Origin of the sequence: Sphingobium nicotianae (genome assembly GCF_018603885.1) — a bacterium.
Classification (GTDB): Bacteria; Pseudomonadota; Alphaproteobacteria; order Sphingomonadales; family Sphingomonadaceae; genus Sphingobium; species Sphingobium nicotianae.
Window position 1 is genome coordinate 188,513 of the sequence record NZ_JAHGAW010000002.1, and the last position, 23,942, is coordinate 212,454.

17 protein-coding genes are annotated in these 23,942 nt (G+C 56.9%); 9 read left to right on the forward strand and 8 right to left on the reverse strand.

What is annotated here, in order from left to right:
* Window positions 1-168 precede the first annotated feature (168 nt).
* Window positions 169-4,602 carry an NAD-glutamate dehydrogenase domain-containing protein gene (locus KK488_RS03760; protein WP_214621793.1) on the reverse strand — a complete coding sequence of 1,478 codons (4,434 nt, stop codon included), beginning with the start codon at window positions 4,600-4,602 and terminating at the stop codon, window positions 169-171.
* 405 nt (window positions 4,603-5,007) lie between these two features.
* Here KK488_RS03760 and KK488_RS03765 point away from each other — a divergent pair, with 405 nt between their 5' ends.
* Window positions 5,008-5,592 (forward strand): cupin domain-containing protein, encoded by a 585-nt coding sequence (locus KK488_RS03765; RefSeq protein ID WP_214621794.1) that lies wholly within the window; start codon window positions 5,008-5,010, stop codon window positions 5,590-5,592.
* On the opposite strand, the gene lhgO is transcribed toward KK488_RS03765, so the two are convergent.
* Both lhgO and glaH read right to left on the reverse strand, forming a co-directional pair.
* Window positions 5,583-6,833, reverse strand: coding sequence for an L-2-hydroxyglutarate oxidase (gene lhgO / locus KK488_RS03770; protein WP_214621795.1), 1,251 nt, complete (start codon window positions 6,831-6,833; stop codon window positions 5,583-5,585). The two genes, KK488_RS03765 and lhgO, sit on opposite strands and share 10 nt — an antisense overlap.
* Window positions 6,830-7,762: a glutarate dioxygenase GlaH gene (gene glaH / locus KK488_RS03775; RefSeq protein ID WP_214621796.1), complete on the reverse strand. Its 933-nt coding sequence runs from the start codon at window positions 7,760-7,762 to the stop codon at window positions 6,830-6,832. The genes lhgO and glaH overlap by 4 nt, the downstream gene beginning before the upstream one ends.
* A gap of 100 nt (window positions 7,763-7,862) precedes the next feature.
* Between glaH and KK488_RS03780 the strand changes: the two genes are divergently transcribed.
* Complete coding sequence (locus KK488_RS03780; RefSeq protein WP_214621797.1) at window positions 7,863-8,756, forward strand: LysR substrate-binding domain-containing protein; 894 nt, start codon at window positions 7,863-7,865, stop codon at window positions 8,754-8,756.
* Window positions 8,757-8,759: 3 nt separating this feature from the next.
* Here the strand turns inward: KK488_RS03780 and KK488_RS03785 are convergent, their stop codons facing one another.
* Window positions 8,760-9,245, reverse strand: coding sequence for a hypothetical protein (locus KK488_RS03785; protein ID WP_214621798.1), 486 nt, complete (start codon window positions 9,243-9,245; stop codon window positions 8,760-8,762).
* Window positions 9,242-10,471: an MFS transporter gene (locus KK488_RS03790; RefSeq protein ID WP_214621799.1), complete on the reverse strand. Its 1,230-nt coding sequence runs from the start codon at window positions 10,469-10,471 to the stop codon at window positions 9,242-9,244. The genes KK488_RS03785 and KK488_RS03790 overlap by 4 nt, the downstream gene beginning before the upstream one ends.
* Window positions 10,472-10,861: 390 nt before the next feature.
* Between KK488_RS03790 and KK488_RS03795 the strand changes: the two genes are divergently transcribed.
* The 7 genes from KK488_RS03795 to KK488_RS03825 all read left to right on the forward strand — a co-directional run bounded on the left by KK488_RS03795 (window position 10,862) and on the right by KK488_RS03825 (window position 21,122).
* Window positions 10,862-11,263, forward strand: a complete 402-nt coding sequence (locus KK488_RS03795; protein WP_214621800.1) for a YybH family protein — start codon at window positions 10,862-10,864, stop codon at window positions 11,261-11,263.
* A 732-nt stretch (window positions 11,264-11,995) separates the two neighbouring features.
* Entirely contained in the window at window positions 11,996-13,414 is a 1,419-nt protein-coding gene (locus KK488_RS03800; RefSeq protein ID WP_214621801.1) for a TonB-dependent receptor plug domain-containing protein, read from the forward strand.
* Between the two features lie 24 nt (window positions 13,415-13,438).
* The gene (locus KK488_RS03805) at window positions 13,439-14,503 is read left to right on the forward strand and encodes a TonB-dependent receptor domain-containing protein (protein ID WP_214621802.1); all 1,065 of its coding nucleotides are present in this window, start codon (window positions 13,439-13,441) and stop codon (window positions 14,501-14,503) included.
* Window positions 14,504-14,758: 255 nt separating this feature from the next.
* On the forward strand, window positions 14,759-16,012 hold the full coding sequence (locus tag KK488_RS03810; protein WP_214621803.1) for an alpha/beta hydrolase family protein: 1,254 nt from the start codon (window positions 14,759-14,761) through the stop codon (window positions 16,010-16,012).
* 280 nt (window positions 16,013-16,292) lie between these two features.
* Window positions 16,293-18,050: an amidohydrolase gene (locus tag KK488_RS03815; protein WP_214621804.1), complete on the forward strand. Its 1,758-nt coding sequence runs from the start codon at window positions 16,293-16,295 to the stop codon at window positions 18,048-18,050.
* A gap of 339 nt (window positions 18,051-18,389) precedes the next feature.
* On the forward strand, window positions 18,390-18,665 hold the full coding sequence (locus KK488_RS03820) for an HU family DNA-binding protein (RefSeq protein WP_214621805.1): 276 nt from the start codon (window positions 18,390-18,392) through the stop codon (window positions 18,663-18,665).
* 348 nt (window positions 18,666-19,013) lie between these two features.
* Window positions 19,014-21,122, forward strand: coding sequence for a PQQ-dependent dehydrogenase, methanol/ethanol family (locus KK488_RS03825; RefSeq protein ID WP_214621806.1), 2,109 nt, complete (start codon window positions 19,014-19,016; stop codon window positions 21,120-21,122).
* A 32-nt stretch (window positions 21,123-21,154) separates the two neighbouring features.
* Here the strand turns inward: KK488_RS03825 and KK488_RS03830 are convergent, their stop codons facing one another.
* The 3 genes from KK488_RS03830 to KK488_RS03840 form a co-directional block, all read right to left on the reverse strand.
* Entirely contained in the window at window positions 21,155-22,093 is a 939-nt protein-coding gene (locus KK488_RS03830) for a helix-turn-helix transcriptional regulator (RefSeq protein WP_214621807.1), read from the reverse strand.
* A 169-nt stretch (window positions 22,094-22,262) separates the two neighbouring features.
* Window positions 22,263-23,462 carry an oxidoreductase gene (locus tag KK488_RS03835; RefSeq protein WP_214621808.1) on the reverse strand — a complete coding sequence of 400 codons (1,200 nt, stop codon included), beginning with the start codon at window positions 23,460-23,462 and terminating at the stop codon, window positions 22,263-22,265.
* The gene (locus KK488_RS03840; RefSeq protein ID WP_214621809.1) at window positions 23,387-23,926 is read right to left on the reverse strand and encodes a nuclear transport factor 2 family protein; all 540 of its coding nucleotides are present in this window, start codon (window positions 23,924-23,926) and stop codon (window positions 23,387-23,389) included. The genes KK488_RS03835 and KK488_RS03840 overlap by 76 nt, the downstream gene beginning before the upstream one ends.
* Window positions 23,927-23,942 lie beyond the last annotated feature (16 nt).

Genomic DNA, 23,942 nt, shown 5'->3' on the forward strand with positions numbered 1-23,942 from the left:
CTCAGTGCCCCTCTGCTCCCAGCCTACTGGCGCGCAACATCCGCCACCGATCCGCCTCAGGGGACGCAAAAGCCGCAGATGTACGACGGCAGGGCCTGAAAAGGCTGGTCATTGATTCTCGCTACTGACACTAGAGTTGTTCTGCGCGGGGTTTTCCAAAGATCGATGTTAGATGCCACTGGCTACGCCTGATAACATTGCCTGTCGCCGTTGATTATCGGGGGAGAGGTGGTCGCTTGTCGATAAAAGCCATTCACGCCCCAATCGCGAGGTGAGGTCAGTAATCGTCTCAGACACTTCGACGACATCCTTGCCCAGCCTCCGGGCAAGCTCAACAGTTCCCACGGAACCAGCCATTCTTTCGAGACGGGCGATGGCATTGGCTACGGCGTGGGAAGCGTCAGCGGGAAGGGCCAAATCGGAGTGAAGCCCAAACTCGAGCAGCGCATCGACGCCTGGCTTGAGTGCCGCGATAGCCTCGCTTGGCGAAAGGCTTCCTGCCATGAGGCGGCAAATTTCCCGGACAAGGTTGGTGACAGTACGGGTGAGCCGGCGAAAGCTAGCGATCCGCACCGTTTCGCTCGCCTTCATGTTGTCGATGAGGCGCCACACCTCTGGCAGATCAAATAGCGTTTCCGCAACAAGGAAGGCTGAGGCGGCGTCCGCCAGTGAAAATCCTTCCTCTTCGGCCAGGCTGAGTGGAAGGACTGGACCTAGGCGGTTCACAATACGGTTGGCGATCGCAGTAGCCACGATCTCCGGCCGCAGTTGATGCTCGGCGATGTTTTTAGCGAAGTCTTCGCGCATATTTTCGGGAAATGCTTGAAACAGATCCGAGGTCGCGATCGGATCGTTCAGCAAGGAGCTGTTCGCGACAGCATCTTGGAGAGTGAGTTTGGCAGTTGCGAGAAGCACTGCCAACTCCGGTCGCGTCAGCCCTTTCCCATCTTGCGCCCGCAGCATCAATGCTTGGCATTCGGGCAATTCTTCGACCTTGCTGTCGAGGCGACCCAATTTGGTAAGGCCCTCAATCAGGCGAATATATCCCGGCGTGTCCCCGGCGCCTCCCGCTTCGGCGATTGAAATGCCCAATGCCTGCAGGCGATTGTCTTCGAGCACGAGTTGCGTGACGCTTTCGGTCATTTGGGCGAGTATCGCGTTGCGCACCTCAAGGGAGATGTGGCCGTCGACGACCGACGGGCTGAGAGCGATCTTGATGTTTACTTCTTTGTCTGAGCAATCGACACCGGCACTGTTGTCGACAAAGTCGGCGTTGATCCGACCGCCCGCAAGGGCGTAAGCGATGCGTCCAGCTTGAGTGATACCCAGATTTGCTCCTTCGCCTATGACCTTGGCGCGGACCGATTCCGCATCGACCCGAACCTGGTCGTTGGCGGCGTCGCCAGCGTCTAAATGGGATTGGCTACAGGCCTTGATATAGGTTCCGATCCCGCCAAACCAAAGGAGATCTACTTGCGCAGTCAGTAAGGCCGAGATCAACTCAGTCGGATCCATAACGGGTTTGTCGGTACCGAGCAGTGCGCAAATTTCGTTGCTCAGGACGATTGCTTTGCGATCACGCGAAAAGACACCGCCTCCCTTGGATATCAGGCTCGCGTCATAGTCCGCCCAACTTGATCGAGGCATGTCGAACAGACGCTTTCGCTCCATCCAACTTTGCGTGGCGTCGGGATCTGGGTCGATAAAAATATGTCGGTGATCGAAAGCAGCCACCAACTTGATCTCTTTCGACATGAGCATGCCATTGCCAAACACATCTCCGGACATATCACCTACGCCGACGACGGCGATCGGCTGACTTTGCACGTCAATGCCTTGTTCAAGAAAGTGACGTTGAACTGAAATCCACGCGCCGCGCGCAGTGATGCCCATCACCTTGTGATCGTAGCCACTTGAGCCGCCGCTGGCAAAAGCATCAGCGAGCCAAAATCCCTCGCTCACGGCAATGTCATTAGCGAAGTCGGAAAAGCTTGAGGTCCCTTTATCTGCGGCGACCACTAAATAGGGATCGCTGCTGTCTCGGACGATGATTCCCTCCGGATGGCGAATCTCATCACCTACCACGTTATCGGTGACTGATAGCAAAGCGCGAATGAATACGCGGTAGCTCTCGACGCCTTCTGCCAGCCAGTCGTTTCGATCTTGTATGGGGTCGGGGAGCTGCTTCGGGAAAAAGCCGCCCTTGGCGCCCGTTGGAACAATAACAGCGTTCTTTATGCGCTGCGCCTTCATCAGGCCTAGGATTTCGGTACGGAAATCATCTCGCCGATCGGACCAGCGCAATCCGCCTCGGGCGATCGGGCCAGCGCGCAGGTGGACGCCCTCCACTCGGGGGCTGTGAACCCAGATCTCTCTCCAAGGGACGGGAGACGGCATGTCTGGCATTTTGCTGCTGTCGATTTTGAACGCCAAAGCCTCCGCGCCCGACTGCGAGAAGGCGTTGGTACGCAGGATGGCCTGGATGAAAGAGCGGTAGAGCCGCAGGATACGGTCATCTTCAAGGCCTGAGACATCGATCAACGCCTGTTCAATGTCGTGGATGATATTTTTCGCATTGGCTCCACTGCTCTGTTGGGGATCGTGCAAGCCATGGAACAATCGAATGAGCAACGATGTGATCGTCGACGCACGGCGTAAAGTCCCGACGACAGTCGACAGACCATATGCGCTTCCAATCTGGCGCAAGTAGCGAAAGATCGACCGCAACATGGCGACGGCGTTAAGATCGAGCTGCACCGCGATCACCAGTTCGTTGAAGCGATCGTTTTCTGCGTGCCCCTGTATGACTGCCGTAATCGCATGTTCTATGGTGGTCGTGTGCTCCAACGCGCCAGCGGCGAGAGCCGGGTTATCAAGCGACAGTATCAGTTGTTGAATGTGACCCTGGCGGCCATTTTCGCCAACGAGTACGCTCTTTTCCCCAATGACACGAAAACCGAAATTCTCCAGGATCGGAACCGCGTCGGATAGCGTCAAAGGTGTTAGGCTATAGACCTTCAGGCGAAGTTGCCCGGGCGTGTCTCTATCGCCATGATACAGGCGCACGTCACGGACTTCAGCTCGGTCGAGCCCATGAATGCGCAGGATATCAACAGCTGTTTCTGCGGCCCCCTCGCTTTCGCAAAAAGCAGGGGGGAAACTGTTTGCGTAGCGCCGAGCCAAAACCGCAGCCCGTCTTGCCCCGACGTGATCGGCAAGTGCATCCTCTACCGCCGGTAGCCACCCGCGAACCAGATCGCTTAACATCATGTTGAGCGCCGCCAAGTCGAACTGCCGCTCCTCGCCTTGTAGATCGAGTACGAGGCGGAGGAGCGCCAACCCACTTTCGTCCAGTGTCATTTGCCAGTTAAGAACAGGGGCACCGAGGACTTCGGACAATAGAGCCGCTAAAGTCATGCGGCGGGACGTGGTCAGGTGATCGCGCTGGAGCCAGATGAAAGCGAACAAATGGCGGTTTAATGGTCCGCGCGCGAGTTCGAGCCGGGCGCGCGGCATGTCGCCGAGTGACACAGCGGTCATGGCCAGCACTTCGCGTTGCTCTGCAGACAGAGCGATCATGACGTCATGCGGCAAATAGGTCAGTGCGTGAACAAGAGCTTTGCCTGCAGGTCCTCGTGGATCAAGCGCGAAGCGGTCAACGTAATGCGCCAGCGTCTCGCGCAATATGGGCACGTCGCGGGGTGCGGCTGCCAACGCTGAACTCGTCCAAAGACCCGCGTGGATCGACATGCCCGTAATCTCGCCTGCCACCCTGATCGGTGTCGCGAAAATGTCGACGGGTACGTTGCGATGAACGCGGGACGGGCGATTGGACTTTAGAATTAATGGGCCATCGTTTCCGTTCTCAAACCAAGTGAGTGCCGCTTGCACAGTGTGCGATGAAAGCAGCGGCTCGTCTGTGGTTCGGCAGATGCCTAAAATATCGTGTGCCGCCCCAAGGCGATCTCGCTTTTCGTGTCCTAGATGCGTAAAATTTCCTTGGAGCAGCCACGGCAGCAGTGCCCATCGATCTATTTGGTCGCGATCCTCATAGTTGCTAATGTCGGCGCGTACCGCTGAAACCATGTCGCGCCAATCTTCTACCGCGATTCCGACTTGGCCAAGAGTCCGCCGCAGAGCGTCTTCGACGGCAATTCGACCGCGCGCACCAACATCGTCTGTCTCGATATAGATTACGGATTCTGGTTCGCTCTCGAAGATTTCTCCAACGGCAATCAGCGATCCCGCTCGATCCCTTGCAACAGATACAACGGGGTGAAGCATCAGATTGATAGCTAAATCTTGCTGGACGAGGCATCCGGAAATGCTGTCAACAAGAAATGGCATATCTTGGTTGATCACTGCGATCCTTGTCCGCCGTGAACTGACCTGTTTGTCACGCCTTCGTTTTGACGCGGCGCCATCTACCAAGATTGTGACTTCGTTTTGCCTGCGCACCGAGAGTGCACCGGCCAAAAATTCTGCGATTTCGTCCAAATCTTCCTTGACGAGCATGGCCGGCTCACACGTCAATTGCGACGCGTCGATCGCGAGCGCCAAAGCGGCGCGTATTGTCTCATCAAAGGTTGGAAGAGATTTCATGGGGTTCCACTACTGTTGACGTGGGTTGCCCGCCTCAAATCGAGAGACATCAAGCTGAGCATCTGCACGCAAGGCCGACAGTCATCTGGCTAAGCCGATATTCAAACGAACTTCATGCAGCCGCGTGCAGATCGAAAATTGCCTCTTTGCGGAGGTCCACAACCAGGCGGACACGGAGCTCAGATTTCACAGAAGGACCAGCTGAGTTGTGTCCAGACCTAATAAAAATCTTTGCGCCGAATAAGTTAGTGCCAGCGAGACGGTTAAAGTAATCTCCTGTTACGAGATGTTCCTAAATCGCAAAGCGGCATGTATCAAGAGCATATGCTTAGAAAGGCATTACACCTCGTCAAAGTGGCAAAGTTTCGGTAAGGCCTGCTCAAACAGCCGAACCACGGGGGACTAATGGACGAACAGTTTGACGTAGGGGCCCGCTTGAGAGAAATCCGATCAAGCGTTGGCCTGTCGCAGCGCGCATTGGCTGAGCGCGCCGGGGTTCCGCATGGGCAAATCTCCCTGATAGAAACCAATCGCAACAGCCCGTCTGTCGCCACTTTAAGAAAGATTCTTGGCGGCGTCCCAATAACGATGTCGGACTTTTTCGAGCCGGATCATCTCAAGTCTGGCGAGGTCTTTTTCGACGGTGAGGAGCTGTTGGATCTCACCTCACGGCTTCCAGCACCAAGTCGCAAGGGAAAGGCGCGGATCTGGCTGCGGCAGGTAGGTGATGCCCATGCTCACAATCTGCAAATCATGCACGAACGTTACAGTCCCGGCGCAGACACTGGTGCGTCGATGCTGGACCACAACGCCCATGAAGGTGGCATCGTCGTAGAGGGCGAAATTGAGGTTACGGTTGGATCGCAGAGGCGGGTGCTCAAAAGTGGGGACGCGTATTTGTTCGATAGTCGTGTGCCGCACCGTTTCCGCAATCTCAGCAAAACCCAAGACGCCATCGTGATATCGGCATGTACCCCGCCTTACCTCTGACTGCGCATTTGTAGGTCTTCCGCAAACGTCAGAAATTGTTCTACGAGGTGCGCGCCGATTGGGATGGCAGACGTCGCTGCCGGCGACGGAGCATTGCAGACATGAAGGCAATGTTTCGACTGACGGATCAGAAAGTCTTGGACCATGCTCCCGTCGCGCATTACCGCTTGTGCACGAACGCCGGCGGGGTAGGAAAGTAAGTCATCCAACTGCAGGCCGGGGCAATATTTGCGGCACAGGTTGAGATAGCCGTGCCGCCAAACTGAGTTCACGCCTTCCTGAAAGCCTGCCCGAGCGTGGCTGCGCAGCATCTTCCAGAAGCCGGGAAAGGCTGCCATTTCCATGAGGTCGTGCATATTTACATCGCGCCAGCGGTAACCTTGTCGAGCCATTGCCAACACGGCATTGGGACCGACCGTGACGTAACCATCGATCATGCGAGTGAGGTGAACGCCCAAAAAGGGTAGGCTGGGGTCGGGCACTGGATAGATCAGGTGATTGACGATCTGATCTTTGCTGGCCGGAAGGCGAAAATATTCGCCCCGAAATGGGATGATGCGAAAATCAATTTCCATCCCGCAGGTAGCGGCCAAGCGATCAGCCATGAGCCCGCCGCAGACGATCCCGTATCGGGTGCGGATGTCCCCAGTGGTTGTGGAAGCCACAAGATGGTCGTGCTCTTCCCGCAAACTCAAAATCTCGCACGAGAGGCGGATGTCGGCGCCATTCAACGTCGCCAGCTCAGCCATCTTGCGAACAATGGCAGGATAATCAGCGATCCCGCTAGATTCTACGCGTACTGCGGCAATGCCGGTAATGTTTGGCTCGATACGGCGCAGCGCCGCGCCATCGAGCATTTCGGGGTGCAAGCCATTCTGTTGACAGCGCACAAACAGGTCTTTGAGTCGTGCCCGCTCAATATCGTTCGTTGCGACGATCAGCTTACCGCAACGCTCGGTTCTCAATCCATGTTCGGCGGAGAAGGCATATGTCGCATCAGCGCCACGGCGGCAAAACTCAGCCTTGAGGCTTCCAGGCGCATAATAGACGCCGGCGTGGATCACGCCGCTGTTATGGCCCGACTGATGCATCGCTAGCGCCTTCTCCTTCTCCGCGAGAATGATCGAGAGACCCGGATTGCGGGTCAGGAGTTGCATTGCGGTCGAAACGCCAACGATCCCGCCTCCGACAATGAGGACGTCTGCGTCAAGAGCGGGCCGGCGCTCCGGCGCAGTTGTCATGCGAAAAAGCCTCGCTGCCGCATGAGCTCGCGATGAAGCTTGTCGTGCTTTTGAAAAGCAGCTCGGCCATGCAGCCAGAAGAAATTATTGAGTACGACGAGGTCGCCGACGGGCAGGGGCACTTCTCGCGTGCCCGCAGCTGCCTCCATCGACGCTGAAAGATCGTTCAGGAAAACGGCCTCCTGCATCGATTGTGGTTGAACGAACTGGTCGATAAACGACATCGACAAGCCGAATTTGCTTTCGAAGAAGAGCGGCCGCCTCACAGTTGTGTCGACGTTCTTGGACCCTGGCGACTTATACAGAAAATCATGAGACGCGTAGGGCGATGCCCGAAAGCGCTCCAGCTCGTCCCAGTCATCGAGATGCAGAAAGCGCGACTCGCCACCCGTTGCGTTCTGTTCGGCGAACTTCATCATCAAGAGCCAGTCAGTTGCGTCCTCGACAAATGTCCCGTCGGTATGGAGTGTGAACAAGCGGTACGCTTGGCGAAGATAAGAATCGCTCTTGTCAGTGTCCTGGACGATGAAGCGAGCATAGTATGTGCCGGACATAGCATCGTGATTTGCCGGGCCTAGCAAGTGGCCGATTGCGGTCCCGAACTTTACGAAAGAGTCGGGATCGTCGCGGAGTCCGCCGAGACCAGTCGTGAATCCCCCAATGGATCGGTCGTTCGTCAGTTGAGCGAGCAATTCGGCAAATCCGTCACCAACCCACGCCGCGAGCGCTGAGCCCAGGACGAAGCGCATGAACGGGACATATTCGAGATTCTGCACATCGATTTGATCGGTGTGCGTGAAGAATTCCTCCAGAGCTGTCCGGTCAATTTCGATATGCCGAAGCCGTGGATGGGTCGGGTGAGGAACGATGGTGTAACGCGGCTTGCAATCGTCGACCGTTCGAAACCCTCCTTGCATTTGCTTCGTCATGCTCATCTCCGCCCTTTGGATTGAAGCATGGTGGACTTTTCGATTGAGCTGATCCAATATATTAAACAGAAAATATTATCGAAAAATCGGATTAAAGTGCGTGTTCAGCATTCGGCAGTTGCGGAGTTTTTCGACGTTGGCTGAATGCCGCAACTTTGGTCGAGCGGCGGAAAAACTGCACGTTGCCCAGTCGGCTTTGAGCTTGCAGGTCAAGCAGCTGGAGGAAGAATTGGGCGTCCGCCTCCTCAACCGGTACAAACGTGCGGCAGTGACTTTGACAGACGCTGGCGAACTGTTTTTGGTTGAGGCACATGCTGTACTGCGTCAAGCCGAGCGCGCTCACCGGATCGCGCAACTTGTGGGGCGAGGCGAAATTGGGCGCGTCGACCTTGGCTATGTGGCTTCGGCGGCGATCTGCGGTGTCCTCCCTAACGCCCTTAGAAAATTCCGAGACTTGTTTCCTCGGGCTGACGTCAAGGTCTATGCGATGGACACGCCATCACAGCTAAAGGCAGTTGTCGACGGCCTAATCGACGTCGCAATAATTCGGCCGAGACCGGATTATCCGGATGACGTCCTCACCCGCGTGATCCATCAAGAGCCGCTGCGGGTCGCCCTTGCGGCGTCCAACTCGCTTGCCCGGCAAAAATTCATTCCGCCCGAAGCGCTAGTCAATGAACATTTCATTGCTCCTCAGTTCGACGAGGAGGCGGGCTTCGCTGATTTGCTCCGTCAGCTCGGTTCTCTGGCCGGCACGGATATGAAGCCATTCCACAAGGTGGCTGACTTCATCACAGCAATGAGCATGGCCGCCGCGGGATATGGTGTCGTCTTGATCCCGGAGTCGTTCCAACGAGTCACCGTAGACGGGTTGGTTTTTCGCGAAGTCGAAGGCTATAACGAGCGTGCATCGCTCGTCGTAGCCTATCGACGCTTTGAACCGTCACCAAGTGTCAAGGCGTTCGTGTCGGCGTTGGACGAAATCAAAAGTTGAGGATTAGCGACGGACTTCACCTCGGCCCGTGGACACACTACGGGCGAGCGTAGGCGTGCTGTAGGTGAAAGACTCGCGCACCTCAATTTGGCCCCGCATCGTCGCCCAGGGACCGGTGCCGCCCGTGAAAGTATAACGGGCCACGGGATCAGCTGTCTTCATCTCAGCGTAGAGCTTGTTGCCGTCCTTGTCGCTGAAGATACATGAAGCGCTGCCATCGACTATGTCGGTTGGAGAAATTGTTTCCGTCCCGATGCATCGAACGTCGAAGGGGGTCGCTTCTTTGCCAAAACGGATCAGCATCGAACCCGACAGGTCAAAAATATACACCGACTTCACTTTGCTTCCGTCGCCATCGATTGTGGCTAAGGTCGCGCTCCACCCGCCGATCATTTCAACTGGTTCAGCCAGCGCGACAGCAGGCATCATAAGACCTGCGATCGCAAGCGGCACCGCCTTCAAATATTGCATCAGATGATCTTTCTTCATGGATGTAGCTCTTGAGGATTTGGCCCGTCGACCGCGTGGGTCGGCGTCGGAGCGGATGCGGCTGGTTGGCCGTTATGCAGCCGATGGAGCAGCACTAGCAGCGCCAACGCGCAGCCCCACATGGCTGCTGGTAAAAGCAACATTATCGACAAGCCCGAGGTTTCGAGCAGCCGCCCAGCGAGGGGTGGGCCGATCACGGCTCCGGCAGAAAAGCAGGCTGAAGCGAACGGCAGGAAAAGCCCTTTTTTGTCCACGGCAGCTACTGTCGCGATAATGTACAGGGAGGTCAGATTGTTAACGAGGCAAAACGTCAGCGCAGCTACAACATAGGCATTTGGGCTTGCGGTCATAGCGATCACGACTAGGCTTGCCGTGCTAATTGCCAGCGTTACCGTGATTGGGAGGAGCCGGCCGAACTTGTTGCCCATTGCAACGCCTACCAGCGAACCTGCGCCATTTAGCATGGATCCCAGCGATAGCACCACACCCAAAGTACTGAGCGACAAACCTTTTTCTTCGCCGATCTGACCGAGAAACGCCCAAAGGGCCATGATGCCGGTCGTGTTGATCAAGCAAACAAGGCATGCGAGCAAAGGCAAGCCAGCACCTTTCGACCGCAAGGGATTACTGACATGGTCGACCTGGCGATCGGTCCGTGCTGGAATTAGCAGCGCGGCCAACAAGCTGATTGCGCAACAGGCGCTCATGGCAAATGCTACCGCGTCGAAACCGCCAGCCGCGAAGATCATCGGCAACAGGAAATTCATCGCCATGCCTGGCATGACGTCACAGAAGAATTTTATTCCGAATGCGCGATCCGGGTTTTTGCTGTCGCCGAACAGCGTCAATGTCAGTGCATAGTTTGCGCCCATGCCCAGACCGGCCAGGAACATCGCGGCCATGATCGTGGCATATGTGTGCGCCAGGGTCAGCGCCAGAAACGATACGACTCCCAGTGCCGATGCGGTCGTGGCTAGGAGGCGCCAACTTATCTTGCGGACCCAAAACACCATGCTGACGGCAATGAGGGTGTAACTTGTAAAAAACGCTGCTGTGAAATCTCCTTGGTTCGCTTCACCAAAGCCATATGTCTGACCCAGCATGTAAGTGAACTGGGAAGCGACCTCGTACATCAAAGCACCAAAGCCGGACATTATGCCGCCCGCGACGAAAACAGAAAGCCGATCGACCGAGCTTCCGCGCGCCAGCATCGCAGCGGTATTCATCGAATGAATTCCGATTTTTTCAGCCCGCGCGCTACAGTGGCGCCATCATCTTGCATAACCGCCTCCAAAATGCAGACTCACCGTCATATGGGTTAAGTGCTAACGCCGATGTTTCGGTATGCCAATCCATCGCTTAAAAAAGATGGCAAAAGGTGACGCTCGCCGCGGGGAGTCCATATTTCAAGCGCCGTTTTCGGTCGTTATCAAAGAAGATGTATTCAAAGCACTTGCCGTGAATTAAATGAAGCGCTAGCAGCGTCTGCCAGTCTTTGCCAGGCAAATGGCGCTCTAAGGGAGCTGCCGTGTTTCAAAGGCCGGGCTAACTAAGGGTGCGTGCGGCGCGGGCGTGCTCTCCTCCGCCAGATTGTTGCGCTGATTTAGGAGATAAGAATGGAAAAGCTTAGCAACGAGCAGTTTAGAGCTATCGTGGATAAAATGAATCAGCGGTATGACGATTGCTTGAACAATAAGAACCCTGCCGGTTATCGCGACCTTGTCACTGACAAGTATACGTGGGTGGACGAACTCAACCCCATCACTGTGCGTGGCAAGGATGCAGTGGTCGAGCTCGGGACTTCTTGGGTTGAGGCTGGAGCCAAGAACGAGAGGATCGTTGCTGAGGAAGTCGAAAACTACGGCAACGTTGGCTGGCAGATCGCCAAGATAAATATCGATTGGCCTAACGGAAATGGCGGTCATGATCCGCTGGAGGGCCGATTTGTCGAGATATTCGAGCGCCAGGAAGACGGTGAATGGAAAACCCGACTGCAATTCTATTTGGCGAGTCACTGATTAATGTTTGCCGTGTGTCTGGTGTCTTCGCCAGGCGCACGGCAATTGGGTTCTGGCGTTTAGAACGTTCGCTGCACTAATCTCTCAGGATTATAATAATTATGAAGCGCCAGCGCGTTGGGCCGCTGGCGTCCTATTCGCGAAAAAGGGGGGGGGCGACGTTTTGTGTTGACCGGCCCCGAGTTCGATTGGTCGGTTTGTCCGAGAATGTGGACAGGTTGCCTAGCATCCATTTCCAGGTGTGCCTTCACTACGAACGGTTGGCGGCAATTCCCCGCCGATTTGTCGACGATGATACAAGGCATGCAGTGCCATGAGGTCGGGCCGTCAACGAACAGTCCCGGTTCTAGCCGAAGTCCCAGCGTGGCGATGGTTCACGAGTTGCTCAAACGCGTGACCGTGCAACTGTCGCAGCGAGTTGATTTTCCGTAAAAAAGTTCAGCGGATGTCCGGCTTTCTATCGTGCGGACGATGATCATATGGTGCCGTGAATATAAAGCTCTTGACGTGAATTTCATGCGTATTTATGACAGCTTTTGAAAGCCGGTTTGCTGAGAATGTTCTTCGTTGAACTCGGGATGAGGGCGCGCAGTGCGTCCCCATGCCGCCCCGGCGCATGCCGCTAGGCTAGTTTGAAATGACTAAATTTCACCAGCACCCAATTAATTTCTAAAATATCGAAATATCCATTGAGATCAAATTGGGTGGTTTCGCAATAAAAAGGGGAATCTTATGAGAACTCAATCTCGACTCACCAAGCGAAATCTATTAGCCGGAACGGCTATTTTTTGTAGTGGTCTTGCGTTCATGTCAGCGACTGCGGTCGCGCAGGAGTTGCCAGATGGCGGCTCCGGTTCGGCCGGTGTCTCTCAGACCGCTCCTCAAGACGGCCGTGAGGACGAGATTGTCGTTACGGCTCAGCGTCGTGAGCAGCGAGTTCAGGACATTCCATACAATATCACGGCAGTGTCCGGCGAAGAGCTCGACAAGCGGGGCGCTCTCAATCTCAATGACCTTCCGCGAGCTGTCCCGGGTTTGGTGACGATTGACGCTGGCGCGGCGACCCAGGGTTTCAAGAACAACTTCGTTATGAGAGGCTTGAGGACCGAAGATATCAGTTCCACACTTTATGGTGCGACACTCCTGTCTCCGACGGCCGCTCCGGTGGCGACGTATTTCGGCGAAACCTTCTTCACATCACCGATTCTCCTGATGGATCTCGCGCGCGTCGAGGCTCTCCGCGGGCCTCAGGGGACTTTGTACGGTGCGAGTTCCCAAGGCGGCACGCTGCGCTTTCTTCCCCGCAGGCCGGAATTTGGCAGGGCGGAAGGATGGGCGGAGGTGGGCGCCGGCTTGACGCAGGAATCGAGTGACCCGAATTGGAACTTCAAGGGCGCTGTCAATTTTCCGCTCGGCGATAAAGTCGCCGTTCGGTTGGTTGGTGGGATCGTACGGTCCGGCGGCTATATCGACTCGGCTAACCTGTTCGCGCGCGCAAGTTTTGCCAAAGACGCGCTGGTTGTTCGTAGCGTGACCTCCGACCCGCTCAGTGGCCCGGTTCTTCAGCCGGTCGCTCGCGATGTGAATCGCTCAACACAATGGCAAGTTCGGGGGGCCATTAGGTTCGCGCCTACTGACAATATCGATCTGCAGCTGGGATATATTCACCAAGACACGAAGGTGAATGATTCTCCCATGGCCAATCCTGGCTTCCCTGGCGGGCCCTTCGCCCTCTCGGATGGATCGCCGGGGTACAACCCGGCACAATATCCAAACGCAGACTTTGTCCTGCGTCCAGGCGGCACTTACACGAGCACATCATTCAGCCGCAGCCCTTACCGTGCAAAACTTGATCTTGCGAGCGCGGACGCGACAATCGATTTCGGTTTCGCTACCCTGACGTCCGCGACGTCTTACACAGAGACATCGGTGGATTCGGTCCAGGATTTGACCGGTGGGTTCCTGACGCCTGAATTGAATTATCTATTTTATTACAACTATTATCCAAGGCTGCTCGCTTACAACGACACATCTATTCGTAGCAAAACCTTCCAACAGGAAGTTCGGTTTGTCTCGGATTTCGATGGGCCGTTAAATTTCGTCGTCGGAGCATTCTATCAAAATGAAAAAATTGATGCTGGATATAATTAGGTCTTGCCGGGGTACCGGCAATATTTGATCGATATCGGGCTCCCTCCCACCAAGAACGACATTGCCTTCATTCGATCGAGAAACTCACGGTTTACCGATAAGGCGGTGTTTACAGAAATCACCTACAAGGTGACGCCGGCTTGGCAGGTGACCGGCGGCATAAGGTTCTTCCAGCAACGTTATAATGCGGTTTCCGACACCGCCCTACCATTCTACGATAATTTCGAACGAAACATCGACAGTCAAAAAGCGAATGATCGTGTCGTCAAGCTGAACACGTCTTACGATTTTAGCCGTGATCTGAAATTCTACGCGACTTATGCGGAAGGCTTCAGGCGCGGAGGGTCGACCGGTGTTACGTTGATCGGCAATTTTGCCTCCTTGCCGCAATTCGGCGTTTATCGGCCCGACATCGCTAAAAACTACGAGGCCGGTTTCAAGGGCGCCCTGTTTGATCGGCGCGTTAATTTCACGCTGGCTGCCTACTGGATCAATCTCAAGGACTTCCAGTTCCTGGCGCGATCACCTTCAGGCAGTTCGATTGTTCTGAACGGTGATGAGGCAAGATCGCGCGGCATCGAATTCGACAGCCAGATCAGAGTAACGAGAAAGTTCGACGTATCAATAGCTTACAACTACACGGACGCCATGGTCTCCAAGCAAGTTGTCTATGTCGATCTCGAGCCTGGCGGGTTGATTTCGGGCAGGAAGAGGACGACCACATTCCCCGCCGGCGCCAGGCTGCCTGGTACACCAAAGCATATCATTACCGTCGGCGCGGACTATGCGGTTGATCTACCAAATTCTGCCACGCTGCGCCTACATGGCGATGCTGTATACAAGACCTCCGCACCATCGACGCTTTTGTCTAGTGGTATCGGGACCACAGAAATACCCTCGTCGTTCATCGCTAATGCGCGTGTGACGTATGAAACCAGCAGAAATCTGACTTTTGAAGTGTTCGTCAACAATTTGACCAATGAAACCGCTTTTGTCGGTGGAAAACCTGAAATCGCCCCAACGCCGGTGTTCGGATTGATCCCCGTTCGCCCGCGGACGGTCGGCGTGTTGGGGCGCATAAGCTTTTGATCTGTTTGACCCCGCTTTCATCCTTCACAGCTTGGATGCGGGGTCAAATCTCCCAGTCGACGGTGACTGGTAGAAAGCATTGCGAATTGCGCGCCTGAAAAGTCGCAGATGACGCGCGACCGACTACTCTTGGCGGTCGCGGACGACCAATTCAGCAGTGGCGCTCTCGGTTTGCAATGAATGGCACCGAGGTGATCCTCCGGTTGAGGCAAGCCTCCTTAATCAAAACGACGATTTTGCGCAGGAGCTATGACAATGCAAATCTTCGACCGGTACAAGTTCATCGTTGGCTTTGCTTCCGTGGTGGGCTTCATGTCGTCGGCCATCGCGGGGGATGTTGACGCATTCTTTGGTGATGGCGGAACGTCCGATTTCTATCGTTGGCACGAGGCTTTAAAGGAGCCTGGCCAGATGTTGCGCCAAGAAGCCGTTGGAGACGGTTATTTCGCGGACAATGCGAGCCTCGCGCGGCGCATCCTCTACAGCTCAACCGATGGCCGGTTCGGTCGCGGCGTCGTGGAAGCGTCCGGACTATTGTACCTTCCCAAAGGATCCCCGCCGCCTGGCGGCTGGCCGCTCGTCGTGTGGGGGCATGGCACGCTCGGTGTTGCAGACGTATGTGCTCCTTCATGGAAGAAGCCGACGGATCGCGATGGGGCCTTTGCTGATGCCTGGCTTCAGGCGGGCTTCGCGGTCGTCGCGCCGGATTATCAGGGGCTCGGTACGCGCGGAGTGCACCCATACTTGCAAAGGCGGCCAGAGGGCTATTCTGTGCTGGACGCAGCAAGGGCGGCGCTGCGTGCCTATCCGCAGGAGATTGCGAATGCCGTGGTGCTGGTTGGCCAGTCGCAAGGATCGGGCGCGGTTCTCAATGCCGCTGCTGTTGCTCAAGCTTATGCGCCTGAACTAGGCCTGCGCGGCGTGGTCGCGACCGCGCTCGTGTGGAGCGCGCCTGGGCCTATCAAAGTTAGAGACTTTTCCGGTCCATATGCAGCCATGTATCCCATCATGTACGCTGCAAGTGGTGCCCTGAAGCCCGGGAGCCCCTCGGTGGAGGCGCTGGTGACGGCTAAGGGCAAACTGGTGGTCGAGGCGGCTCGGACAATCTGTTCGGATGACGTGGCCAATGTAACAGAGAAAAATGGTGTCACGGGGACGAACGGGTTCACCGTTCCCCTCACGAAATTGGCGGCCATGTTTCCGGATGCTTCAGCCGCTCCGCAAAACTTGCGGGTGCCATTGTTTATTGCGACGGGCCTCGCCGATTCAACAATCCCGCCAGATAGCCAATTCAAAGCCGTCAAATATATGTGCGGGTTCGGCAATCGGATCAGCTGGAAAAAATACGCAGGAATAACGCATTACGCGACTCCCAACTATGCGTTGCGGGATGCACTCCCCTTCGCGAAGGCCGTTCTGAACGGAGGTTCGCCTCGGTCGGATTGTGGCGATCTCTTGCCTCCGGGACCGCTGCAGCAGCCAACCCCTGGAATTCCTTTTCAAGATTAGGGGCATTTAGCTCGATTACCGTCGTGTCACTGTTTCGTGCGGAAAGTCCGGCGTTCGGTGCCCGGCGCCCCGCCAACTTATCGACCTGATCTTGCCTCTGTCGCCGCAATTTGGGGCGTTAGAATGCCACCAATATCGATGCTCATCGGAGTGGCACGAAAAATCATCAACACATCGGATGTGTGCAATTATTGAGCGCTTGTTAAAAATATACATCCAAGGTAGATTTCGAAACTGTCACCTTCAGCGGCGTATTTCGATCGGGATTAGGAGCCACTAAATGCAAAGACGAGACTTCATCCGCAGCGGTTTCCAACTTGCCGCAGTGACCGCACTTGCGGCGCCCTCTGATATTCTCAAGGCTGAAGCCGATCTGACGAAGGATATGTCTTTCGATCCGTCGCTTTGGATGGGCGACCTCGCAATCGTGAACGCGAACGTCTACACGCTGGATCCGCGCAAGCCGAAAGCGCAAGCCGTTCTGGTGCGCAACGGCCGAATCCTTTTGGTCGGAAGCACGAGCGAGATCCGATCGCAGGCCCGGGGGATAAAGGTCTTGGACGCCGGTGGGAGCGCGCTGGTTCCAGGTTTCGTCGACACCCACTGTCATCTCGATACGACTGCGAACGGCCTTGCGGGACTGACGTACGACGAATGGTTCGACAATCCACCTCAGAGCGTCCCCGCAATGATCGCCAAACTTCGGGAGATTGGCGCGAAGACGCCCCCGGGCAAATGGATCGTCGCTAATGGTGTGATCGCTTCCGCTGTTCCCGAAAAACGCCTTCCTACAATGGCTGAGCTGGATTCGCTCGGTATCCCGAACCCGATCATCATCCGCGACAACGGTCACAACTGCACTTTCAATTCCATGGGAGCCAAGCTCAAGGGGCTGCTCACATCGGAAGACCAAGCCAACATGCGCTGGAAGACCAACGGGTGGCCAGTTCGGGGTGGTTTCGTCACTCGTGACGATCAGGGCCGACCGATAACTGCGTATGATTATTGCGGGGTGACCGAGGATCTCTTTACACCGGCCGAGCAGGCGGACGCTGTGTCCAAGATGATCAACAAGCATTTCGTGTCGGGCGGCATTACTACCCTTTGTCAATTACCGGCGATGGGCGGGCGCAATCATTATTACGGGTTGCAGATGCTTCAACAGCAGGCGCAGCTCCCCATGCGGATCAGAGCTTATTTTACCTGCCCTTACCAAAACTCGGTCGAGCAGATTCTTTCGCTCGGTCTGGCTCGCGGGTTCGGAAACGACATGTTCCGTATGGGTGGGATTAAGATTTTTGTCGATCAAGCCCGCTTTGGCGGTGGCGAGATCACTCTGGACGAAGACACGGAGAATCCGTCGGCCTTTAATGCGTCGGCCGGCCAGAGGATGATGCATCAATTTGACGAGGACGAACTCGCTAACCTTCTCGTGCAGATCCAGTCGAGAGGATTTCCTGTTCTGATGCACGTGCTTAGCGAGGCCGGAACCGAGCTGTGCATGAACGCCGTCAAGCAGCTTCGGGAGCGGCGAGCCGGCCTGTTGCAGCTGCCTCATCGCGTCGAACACTGGCGTCCCACCTTGGAGAATGCGAAGAAGATGAAGGACCTTAATATGTTCTTCTCGATAATCGCAACGGCGCCAAATTATCCCGCTGACTGGGCTCAGTCGCCCGGCACGACATATAGGGACTATGTGGCCGCCGGCTGCCGTCCGGTTCTCGCTTCCGATTTCGCTGGCGGTTACCACCAGCTGAACCATCCGATTTACAGCATTGCAAAAGCGTGCAACGAGCAGTCCGGTGGAGGCGACGCCGCTGCCGGCCAGGCGATCGATTTCGAAACCGCGCTGAAAACGTGGACGCTATGGGCCGCGGAAAGTACCATGCAAGCTGGTGATCGCGGGACCATCACTCCGGGCAAGCTTGGTGACTTCTCCTTGTTGTCTGGTAATCCCGGCAGCATGAAGCAGGATGCGCTCATGACACTTAAGAACGACGTGACGATCCTCGGCGGTAAGGTGGTTTACGAGCGTTAAGGCTTTGATATAGAGCTAGATTATCATGAATGTTCCAGCGATCGACTGGTCGCTGGAATTTTTTTTGAACCAGAGTGAGATGAGCTACCGAGCGAGAGTTCCTCTCGCACGATTGCCACGCCCACGCCCACGCCCACGCCCAACCAGGGCGCCATGCAACAATTGGTCGAGAGGGGCTACATAGGCGGGGTGATGGACGACGTGCAGCATGGAGGAAATATAGAGGCGGATCGCCCGTTTCCGCCCCGCCAATGAGTGAACGAAAAATTGGCAGAGCGAGGCTGACGTTGTCGAAAGAGGGAGTTATGGCGCACGCCAGTTTGGAAGAAGGAGTTTCGAATGAATAATGCAGATCTCGCCGACAAGCTTACTGGCGATCACGGCGTCTCGAAGGCCGATGCGCGCAAGCTCGTCGATGGTGTCTTCGCCGCGATCGCCGATGCTGCAGCCTCGGGCGAAGAAATCAGCCTGTCCGGTTTCGGCAAGTTCAAAGTGAAGGCGAGCCCCGCTCGCGAGGGTCGCAATCCATCGACCGGCGAGACCATCAAAATCGCCGCTTCGAAGAAGCTGACTTTCGCGCCTGCCAAGGCTGTGAAGGACAAGCTCAACGCTTGATAAAACGGCTGGCGCATTCCAGGTGCACCGGCCATCTTTAGGCGTGGGAGCCGAAGTCCCGGTGACCAATCGCTACCCGATGCCGGTGCAACGTAGGTCAGGATCACCGTTTAGGTGGGCTGATGTGAGGAAAATGCCGGCCTCAGCCGTTCACCGAAGGCTGAAGTGAGAGTGCGCTTTTTCGCTGCGTGCCACATCTCTGCTGACCGGGGTACCGCGGCGCATGCCTCCCGGGCCGACGCGCGAGCGCCCGATTGCCGACCAACGAAATAAATTTGTTCGCCTGTGCAGATGTAGGTCGTTCCGAAATCGAGAAGATGGCCTGATCTGAAGAAGGGCATGGACTCGATGAAGCTGCGGGCGCAACTGATCTTGTGGTCTTCGATCGCGATCCTGAGCGGGTGCGACGCTGTTCCGTCATCCAGGCAGGAGGGCGCGGTCACTGAAGCGCGTCTGGTGGCAGCGGGATCGGACACCGACAACTGGTTGACCACCGGGCGGACATATAACGAGCAGCGGCACAGTCCGCTGACCAAGATTAATTCTGAGAACGTCGGCAGGCTCGGCCTGGCTTGGTCCGCCGACCTAGATACGGCGCGCGGTCAGGAAGCAACACCTTTGGCCATCGATGGGACCATCTACATCTCGACCGCGTGGAGCATGGTGAAAGCCTACGACGGAAAGTCAGGCAAGCTGCTTTGGTCGTATGATCCCAAGGTGCCGCGCGACAGTTTGGTGAAGGCCTGCTGCGACGCGGTGAATCGTGGCGTCGCCGCGTGGGGCGATCGAATCTTTGTGGGGACACTGGACGGTCGCCTTGTGGCGCTAGATCGCCGCACGGGGAAGCTCGACTGGGAGGTCGTAACGGTCGATCAGAGTCAGAACTACACGATCACCGGTGCGCCACGCGTCATCAAAGGCAAGGTGATCATCGGCAACGGCGGAGCCGAGTTCGGCGTACGTGGCTACATTACAGCTTATGACGTCGATAACGGAAAGCCGCTTTGGCGGTTCTACACTGTCCCGGGCGATCCCGCGAAGGGCTTTGAGGGAGCGCATCTCGAAGCTGCGGCGAAGACCTGGAAGGGGACGTGGTGGACGCTGGGTGGCGGAGGCACCGTCTGGGATTCTATGGCTTATGATCCGGATCTTGATCTCCTCTACATCGGTGTCGGAAACGGGTCGCCCTGGAACCAAGCCTATCGTTCGCCTGGCGGCGGCGACAACCTGTACCTGTCCTCCATCGTCGCCCTGCATCCTGAGAACGGGAAATATGCTTGGCACTATCAGACGACGCCGGGCGAGACGTGGGACTACACCGCGACCCAGCACATGATCCTCGCCGACCTCAAATGGGGAGGAAAGCCACGCAAGGTGATCATGCAGGCCCCGAAGAACGGCTATTTTTATGTGCTCGACCGAACGAATGGCAAGCTTCTGTCCGCGAAGGCGTACGCGCCTATGAACTGGTCGACCGAGGTGGACATGACCACCGGCCGTCCCATCGAAAATCCTAACGCGCGTTACGACAAAACCGGGAAGCCCTGGGTATCCGTCCCTGGTGCAACCGGCGCGCATGGCTGGCCGCCGATGTCGTTCTCTCCGGAGACCGGCTTCGTCTACATTCCGGTCCAGGACACCGCGTTCCCCTACGCGCCGGAGAAGGGCTGGGTAGCTGAGAAGATGGGCTACAATGTCGGCAACGACCTAGCCTCCGGTTCGATGCCGGCGGACCCTGCGGTTCGCAAGGCAGCGATCGCAGCCACGACCGGCGCCCTGATCGCCTGGGATCCTGTCGGTCAACGAGAAGTCTGGCGGGTGAAAAGGTCTGGTCCGTCGAACGGTGGCGTCCTCAGTACAGCGGGCGATCTAGTTTTCCAAGGTACTGCGGCGGGTCGGTTCGAAGCCTTCAAGTCGAAGGACGGCGTGCGGCTGTGGTCGACTGATGTGCAGACTGGGGTTCTGGCGGCCCCCATCACCTATGCCATTGATGGGGAGCAGTATGTCGCCGTTCTGGTGGGCTGGGGCGGGATCTGGGGTGTCGCGCCGGGCGTACTCTCGCAGAGCATCCCCAATGTCAGCCGGCTTCTGGTCTACAAGCTCGGTGGCAAGGCGACGCTACCGGCGCTCGTTCCCGTCAACAAGGCCCCGCTCGATCCACCGGCATCAAAGGCCTCGAGCGAGCAGATCGCTAAGGGGAAGTATCTGTTCGCGCGATTCTGCGGCGCTTGTCACGGCGACGCGGCTGTCGGCGGCACCATCAATCCGGATCTGCGGCGCAGCGGAGTGCTGGGAGACCAGAACACCTGGCAGCAAGTGGTACGTGATGGCCTGCTCAAGGACAACGGCATGGTCAGCTTCAAGTCTGTTCTTAATGTGGAACAGGTCGAGAGCATCCGCCAATTCGTCATCCGGCGAGCAAATGAGGATCGCGCGATCGAGGTCGGTCAGAGATAGGTCCCGATCACCGACGGTCCCGTCTGTTAAGATCAGCTATGGAGCTGCTCCGGAATTTCCTCGTCTCCCTGTTCGAACCGCGAATGTCGCCACTCCCGCGGAGACATGCCGAATGTCCGTTTGAATTCGGTGGAGAAGTGGGAGGAGCTGTTGAAGCCGTTGCCGAATGCGATCTCCGTGATGTTACGGCGCCCTGAACGCTTGTCGCCAAGTTCGCGTGCGCTGGCTTCAATTCGGCGTTTGCGTAAATATTCGGATGGAGTCACATCGTCGTTCTGAAACGCGAGCTGCAGGTATCGTGCGCTCAGGTGGAGCCGCTTAGCGATTTCCGTGATCGTGAGGTCCGCATCGCGGAAGTTTCGGTCAATGTACGATTTCACCTGAGCCCGGCGGATATCGAGGCTGGTTGACCGTTGCATGCGATCGTCTTCGAGCGTCTCCGCAGTGAGAACGGACAGTAGCTCTAGGAAAGTACGCGCGAAGCGCGGTCCAAGCACCTCGAAGCGACCCGCCTCAGACATCGCCACCAGGCTGTCCAGAGAGTTGGCCAGCAGATCATGGAGTCCGAAAGACGAGCCGAGCCGCTGCGCCACGAACCGTTCGCAGTGGGGGACGAACTGGTGGAGGAGGTCCTGTGGAACCACCAAGCCGATCGTCGTGTACGACCTGCGAGTCTCGACGTGGCAGGAGATGTCCGACCGCAGCACGAAGAGCTCGCGTGGTTGGATCAGCATTGGCGCGCGGTTGGAAACGGTCACCAGCGACGGCTGGTCGCTCATGTAGATGGAATATTTGAGGTCGCCGGGGTGTTGATCCGCGCGGCTGTCGAGGTGCATCGGGGACATCCTGGCATGGGACAGCGAGACGTCTGCAGCCGTCGACAGGATAATCTTCGCCTCAGCGTCAACATTTCCGATCTGCTGCGCATTCCATCGCGTGGCGAATATCTCGGAAATGGTCGTGCTGATCATCCCCATCAACCGACCAGGATCCGACACATCTGCATTCGAAATGCTCAGAGCTTGCATAGCTGGTCCTCTCCGCCGAGCCCGATTTTCGGGTCTATGGGACTTTCACTCTGATTTCATCTGTTCATCAGTCCGCATGCGAGTCAAGAGATGCCCCCGTTGGGATCAGGGCTCAGCTGTCCCATTCTACATCAGCGATGTCGCGCTTCTGGAACGGGCGAATCTTTCCCGTCTCGCCATGCTGAAGCTTGCGGACCCAGTCGGGGTCTCCGATCAGGCTTCGACCGATGGCCAAAAGGTCGAATTGGTCCGTGGCGACCGCATCCTTGAGCTGCCTGACGGTCTCAGGGACCGTGCCAACTGCCTCTCCCTCGTCGGTAAAGCTTGCCATGACATCTCTGTCGAGACCGACGCTGCCGACCGCAACGGTGGGCTTGCCCGACAAGGCTCGCGTCCAACCGGCGAGCGTCCGCTCGCTTCCTTCCCAGGCCGGCTCCCAGAAGCGCCGGGTCGAAGCGTGGAAGATGTCGGCGCCTGCTTCGCTCATCAGTTTGAGAAAAAGGCCGAGTTCCTCGGGCGTGTTGGCGATCGTGGCGGTGAAGTCATGCTCCTTCCACTGGGAGAAGCGCAGGGAGATAACGAAACTTTCCCCGCAGGCGAGCCGGATCGCCTTGAGGATGCGCAGATGAAGTTGCGCGCGGGCGACGAGGTCGTTTCCGCCAAAGTCGTCGTTGCGTAGGTTCGTCTTCGCCCAGAGGAACTGGTCCAGGAAGTATCCGTGGGCGCAGTGGATCTCGACGCCATTGGCGCCGGCCAGCTGCGCCAGCCACGCACTCTCAGCATAGCCGTCAATAATTTCTTGAAGCTGTTCGGCAGTGGCGGCCTGCCCGCTTTCAAGGCCGGGATAGGCAAGCCCGGAAGCGGAGACCGTCTGACCGTCCTCGTCGTTGCGGAAGGCCCCCTCGTGCCAAAGCTGAACGAAGAACAGGCCGCCGGCATCGTGGATCTCGCCGATGCACGCGCGCCAGGAGGAAGCGGTCTTGCTCGTCATGCTGCATGCGAGGGGCTGCTTGGTCGCGGTGGGATGCGCGATCGCGCAGGATTCGCTTATGACGAGCGACACCCCGCCCTCGACCCGTCGACGGTAGTAGTTGGTCAGCTGCTGCAATGGCGCGCCGTCCGCGCACCAGCCCCGCTGCATCGCCGGCATGATGAACCGGTTCGGCAGTACCAGATCCTTGATCTGGAACGGCTCGAACAGTTTGCCGATGCCGTTCTCGACGGCATAATCAGTAGTCATTTGGTGGGGACCTCGAGAGGGCGCTGGTAGGAGATGTCGAGGCGGTCGCGCCGAGGCGGATAGGCCTCCCATTCGGTGCCGAGCCAAGAGCTGGCCGGCACTTCAAAGGACCAGTCCAGGATGAACCGGCGCACGGTCAGCGCCCAGATGCCGTCCCGCCGCTCGAGGCGGTCGAGATAGCGCCCGCCGCCCGCGCCGATCGTGTCGGCGTTCGGCATTTTAACGAAGAAGTGGATGTAGCTTTCGGCATGGGCGGTATCGCCGTCTATCTCGCAGTTGTGGCTGCTGACGCCGTGATGGGTGACGTCGAAGGTGGACTCGACCTCGATCGCCCAAGGCACGAACTCGTCGACGGTGCCGATGAACGGGCCGTGGTTGTCGATCCCGTCCGCATGGAAAGTCCTACGCAGAATCCCCTCGTCCAGACGATCCAGGCCGCGCCCATAGAGATTTACGCAGTCCAGTACATCCTGTCTGTCACGTAGATACCTGACTTCTTCGACCAGTTTGGCGATTGTCTCTTCAGAGTTCGTCATCCGTGCCTCTTCACCT

Bases quoted from the DNA above. Each gene is read 5' to 3' on its own strand.
- KK488_RS03830 (WP_214621807.1), bottom strand. From the start codon at position 22,093: ATGATCAGCACGACCATTTCCGAGATATTCGCCACGCGATGGAATGCG.
- KK488_RS03815 (WP_214621804.1), top strand. From the start codon at position 16,293: ATGCAAAGACGAGACTTCATCCGCAGCGGTTTCCAACTTGCCGCAGTG.
- KK488_RS03790 (WP_214621799.1), bottom strand. From the start codon at position 10,471: ATGAATACCGCTGCGATGCTGGCGCGCGGAAGCTCGGTCGATCGGCTT.
- KK488_RS03785 (WP_214621798.1), bottom strand. From the start codon at position 9,245: ATGAAGAAAGATCATCTGATGCAATATTTGAAGGCGGTGCCGCTTGCG.
- KK488_RS03820 (WP_214621805.1), top strand. From the start codon at position 18,390: ATGAATAATGCAGATCTCGCCGACAAGCTTACTGGCGATCACGGCGTC.
- KK488_RS03810 (WP_214621803.1), top strand. From the start codon at position 14,759: ATGCAAATCTTCGACCGGTACAAGTTCATCGTTGGCTTTGCTTCCGTG.
- KK488_RS03795 (WP_214621800.1), top strand. From the start codon at position 10,862: ATGGAAAAGCTTAGCAACGAGCAGTTTAGAGCTATCGTGGATAAAATG.
- KK488_RS03760 (WP_214621793.1), bottom strand. From the start codon at position 4,602: ATGAAATCTCTTCCAACCTTTGATGAGACAATACGCGCCGCTTTGGCG.
- KK488_RS03800 (WP_214621801.1), top strand. From the start codon at position 11,996: ATGAGAACTCAATCTCGACTCACCAAGCGAAATCTATTAGCCGGAACG.
- KK488_RS03840 (WP_214621809.1), bottom strand. From the start codon at position 23,926: ATGACGAACTCTGAAGAGACAATCGCCAAACTGGTCGAAGAAGTCAGG.
- KK488_RS03765 (WP_214621794.1), top strand. From the start codon at position 5,008: ATGGACGAACAGTTTGACGTAGGGGCCCGCTTGAGAGAAATCCGATCA.
- glaH (WP_214621796.1), bottom strand. From the start codon at position 7,762: ATGACGAAGCAAATGCAAGGAGGGTTTCGAACGGTCGACGATTGCAAG.
- KK488_RS03825 (WP_214621806.1), top strand. From the start codon at position 19,014: ATGAAGCTGCGGGCGCAACTGATCTTGTGGTCTTCGATCGCGATCCTG.
- KK488_RS03835 (WP_214621808.1), bottom strand. From the start codon at position 23,462: ATGGGAGGCCTATCCGCCTCGGCGCGACCGCCTCGACATCTCCTACCA.
- lhgO (WP_214621795.1), bottom strand. From the start codon at position 6,833: ATGACAACTGCGCCGGAGCGCCGGCCCGCTCTTGACGCAGACGTCCTC.